The sequence below is a fragment of the Streptomyces xingningensis genome, assembly GCF_054957865.1.
In genome coordinates this window covers 1-2,614 of record NZ_JBDJPF010000147.1, presented here as the reverse complement: position 1 = coordinate 2,614, position 2,614 = coordinate 1, and the positions used below count along the sequence as shown (strand labels likewise).

At 72.4% G+C, this 2,614-nt stretch carries 1 protein-coding gene; it reads left to right on the top strand.

The window, feature by feature from the left end; genetic code table 11:
• Positions 1-2,614, top strand: a 2,614-nt coding sequence (locus ABCR83_RS32505; RefSeq protein WP_462698862.1) for a type I polyketide synthase, incomplete at both ends; no start/stop codon positions are given.

Sequence of the window (2,614 nt, the reverse complement as noted above, 5' to 3'; positions counted from 1 at the left end):
CCGCACCATCGACCTCCCCACCTACCCCTTCCAACACCAGCGCTACTGGCTGGACGCGGACGAAGTCGGTGACATACGAGCGGCCGGGCTACTGCGGTCGGGGCACCCGATGTTGCCGGCTGCCGTGGCGCTGGCCGATGGTGGATTCGTGCTGACCGGACGCCTTTCATCCGGTGGCGGCTGGCTGGCCGATCACGTGGTGGCCGGGGCGGCACTGGTGCCGGGGGCGGCGCTGGTGGAGTGGGCGTTGCGGGCCGCCACCGACGCGGGTTGCGGCACCGTGGGTGAGCTGGCGTTGCAGGCGCCGCTCGTACTGCCGGAGTCCGGAGGCCTTCAGGTCCAGGTGGCCGTGAACGGGCCGGACAACGACGGCAGGCGCCAAGTTCAGGTGTTCTCCCGCCCCGACCAGGACGACGATCTCGGTGGCGATGTGGAGTGGGTGGGCCACGCCATCGGCGTGCTGAGCCCTGAGCCGTCCGGTGGTCCCGAGAGGCTGACCGGTGCGTGGCCTCCGGCGGGCGCTGAGCCGGTGGGCATCGGGGACCTGTACGAGCGGGCCGCCGCCTCGGGCTACGAGTACGGCCCGGCGTTCCAGGGGCTGCGCGCGGTCTGGCGGCACGGTTCCGACCTGCTGGCTGAAGTGGAACTGCCCGAACGGGCCGGGGAGCGGGACGGCTTCGGCATTCATCCCGCCCTGCTCGACGCGGCATTGCATCCAGCGCTGCTCATCGAGGAGGAGGCAGACGGACCGGACGCGGGAGTGCGGTTGCCGTTCGTCTGGAGTGGAGTGACCCTATGGGCCTCCGACGCCACCACTGTGCGGATCCGGCTCTCCCTCCAACAGCGGGGGACGGACGAGCCGGGGCTGCGGATCGTGATGACGGACGCCGTCGGCGAGCCCGTGCTCACCGCCGAAGCCGTGGTGTTGCGTCAGGCCGACCCGGCTCAGCTACGGCCCGTCGGCGGCGGCCGGGCGGATGGCTTGTTCACCGTCGACTGGACACCATTGTCGGAGACGGACAAGACGGATGAGCCCGACGATCGCCACTGGACGCTGATCGGCCCGGAGCAGCCGCCGTGGGCCGGATCCGGAATTGTCCGTCACCTCGACCCGACGGCACTGGCGGACACGGACGCGGCCCCGTCCACGACACTCGTGGACCTGACCACGCTCGAAACGAACGCCGACGGCCTGTCCCACACCCAACGAGCACTGCGACTCCTCCAGACCTGGCTGGCTGAGCCCCGCCTGGCCGACACCCACCTGGTGCTGGTCACCCGCCACGCCGTCCCCATCCCCTCGAACGACGACGAAACGGCCACCGCCGAGCCGAATCCGGCCGCCGCCGCCATCTGGGGCCTGGTCCGCAGCGCCCAGGCCGAGCACCCGGGCCGTTTCACCCTCCTCGACCTCGGTGCGGATGCCGACACGGCGGCTGTGTCCCGAGCGGTCCGGGCAGCGTCGCCTGGGAACGACGAGCCGCAACTCGCCGTGCGTGGTGGCCGCGTCCTGGTCCCCAGGCTGAGGCGTGCCAACACCGACGAAGCGGAAGCGGAACCGACCGCCGTCCTGGATCCGGACGGCACGGTCCTGATCGCCGGCGGCACCGGCATGATCGGCGGTCTTGTCGCCGAGCACCTGGTCCGCAGTTGGCAGGTCCGGCATCTGCTGCTGACGAGCCGTCAAGGCCTGGACGCCCCTGGCGCCCGAGAACTGGCCGAACGACTGACCGGCCTCGGTGCCCAGGTGAACGTCGTCGCCGCCGACCTGACCGACGCGGAGGTCGTGACGGGGCTGGTCACGGACATCGACCCCGCGCACCCGCTGACCGGCGTCATCCATGCCGCCGGGGTGATGGGCGATGCCGTCGTCACCTCGCAGACGCCCGAGCTGCTGGCTCCCGTCTGGGCGGCGAAGGCCGCGGTCGCCGCCAACCTGGACGCGGCCACCAGGGGTGCCCCGCTGGGCATGTTTCTGATGTTCACCTCGGCGGCCGGTGTGCTGGGCAACGCGGGCCAGGCCGGTTACGCGGCCGCCAACGCATTTGTGGACGCCCTGGCGGCTCGCCGCCGCGCCGACGGCCTGCCCGGTCAGTCGGTGGCCTGGGGGCTGTGGGCGCGGGCCAGCGCGATGACACGGCAGTTGGACGAGACGGACCTGGCGCGGCTGAGCGGCATCGGCATGCGGCCCCTGCCGGAGAAGCGGGGCCTGGCCCTGCTGGACACGGCGTGCCGTACGGGCGCCCCACTGCTGGTGGCAGCGGACATCGACCTGCGCGGCCTCATGGATGAGCCGCCCGCCGTGCTGCGCGGCCTCGCCGGGGCCCGAATACGGCGCAGGGCAGCAGCCGGCGGCGGCGCCGACAAGGCCGCGCTCGACTCTCGGCTGGCGGGTCTGGACGCGCCCGCCCGGCGCGCCGCGCTCATGGACGTGGTGCGCGAGTGCGTGGCAGCCGTCCTTGGCCACCGGTCGGCGGCGGACGTCGCGACCGAAGGAACGTTCAAGGAGCTCGGTTTTGACTCCCTCACGGCCGTGGAGCTGCGCAATCGGCTCTCGGTGGTGAGTGGTCTCCGGCTGCCCGCCACGCTGGTGTTCGACCACCCGACGCCGCGC